Origin of the sequence: Vibrio sp. 1562 (assembly GCF_033340155.1) — a bacterium.
Classification (GTDB): Bacteria; Pseudomonadota; Gammaproteobacteria; order Enterobacterales; family Vibrionaceae; genus Vibrio; species Vibrio alginolyticus.
The window spans coordinates 1-1,297 of sequence record NZ_JAWOVY010000085.1; the positions used below are offsets into that span (position 1 = coordinate 1).

The window sequence follows — 1,297 nt, forward strand, 5'->3', positions numbered from 1 at the left end:
TTCAATGCTAAGAGATGGTGTTATGTGGGATACAGATAGCCTCAAAAATTAACTATTGACGCCATAGTCTCTTGTTAGCATTAAAGCGGCATCCTCAGAAGTGGCATAGATATACCTAAACAGCCAGCTGTCCAATACACCAACATAATTGAAAAGCCTATTACTAGCGTCGTAACTCCTCGGAAAAAAATGTTTCGGATGTGAGCTTTACGCTCCATACGATCAATTAGCTGCTCTTCCTGCGTAAAAGAAGTATGGTGATTGTACAACTCACCATAAGTTTTCAATAACTGCTGTTTATAGCTAGTGTCACTAGGGTCTTTAAGCGAACGCTCAACCTTTCGATTAAACTGCTCCAAGTTGTCGAAACGAGCCCTATTGAAACCTAGTAATCTCTGAGTTGCGTGATTTAAAGACGAGTTGCCACTGCCTAACTTGTCTTCTTTTGAATTCGCCATAGTTTCCAATTTCCTCGTTAATGCTAACGCCCTGCTAAGGGGTGAGCAACGCAATACCGAAGCCGCTGCATACCACCTTAATCACTAAAATCAACGCATAGTAAAAATGCCACGCGTTGCGAATCCCTCTTGAGCAGTTTGTTAGTCGCGAGGCACCGAGCGACAATTTTAAGCCGAACCAAACTTTACGAACAACAAACTTTATGTGCTTTGATGCACTTTAGTCAGGCGTAGTCTCAAAGCGGCTATTCAATGAAACCACTTGGAACAAACAACGCCGCAGAAAACGAACTGACAACACCAAAAAGCGCTTTTGGAAAGCCAATCTCACAATGCGGACTTTCAACAAAGTCACTGAAACCACGTGGAACTTACCACACCAGAGAAAACGTCATTTCAGCGAGTAAATCTGCTTTTGTAACAACAAATTCAACGAGCGGAGTTGCAACCAAAAACAAACTCTCGATTGCCCTGCTATGTCAGCACCAAAGAACAAAACAACCGCGAGGACACTTGCAAAACTTTGGACTTAAAACAGCTGAAAATGAGTTTGGACCAACGACGATGAACCTGTGAGCCGAACAATCAGCAGCCAAATTTTGAGCTTAGAAACATGATTGTGATTACCAGCTTTTTCTGGCGACTAACGCCGCGTTAAGGGGTGAACAACGCTATACCACCCAACTTAAACCATTATGCCATATACACAAAAGCCAAACTTTGAACCAAAACTGCCAAGCGTTGAGAATCCCTCTTGAACGCTTTGTATGGATAATAAGTACTCCAATCGGGTAAGGTGAGACCCAGACTTTAGCTGCAACTAAAGTTCTTCTATCTGG

The 1,297-nt window shown here is 42.7% G+C and carries 2 protein-coding genes; one reads left to right on the plus strand and one right to left on the minus strand.

What is annotated here, in order from left to right; genetic code table 11:
- Nucleotides 1–80: 80 nt before the first annotated feature.
- The gene (locus R7Z49_RS23315) at nt 81–458 is read right to left on the minus strand and encodes a hypothetical protein (protein WP_318112111.1); all 378 of its coding nucleotides are present in this window, start codon (nt 456–458) and stop codon (nt 81–83) included.
- A gap of 252 nt (nt 459–710) precedes the next feature.
- Between R7Z49_RS23315 and R7Z49_RS23320 the strand changes: the two genes are divergently transcribed.
- On the plus strand, nt 711–1,034 hold the full coding sequence (locus R7Z49_RS23320; protein WP_025769024.1) for a hypothetical protein: 324 nt from the start codon (nt 711–713) through the stop codon (nt 1,032–1,034).
- The last annotated feature ends 263 nt before the right edge of the window (nt 1,035–1,297 follow it).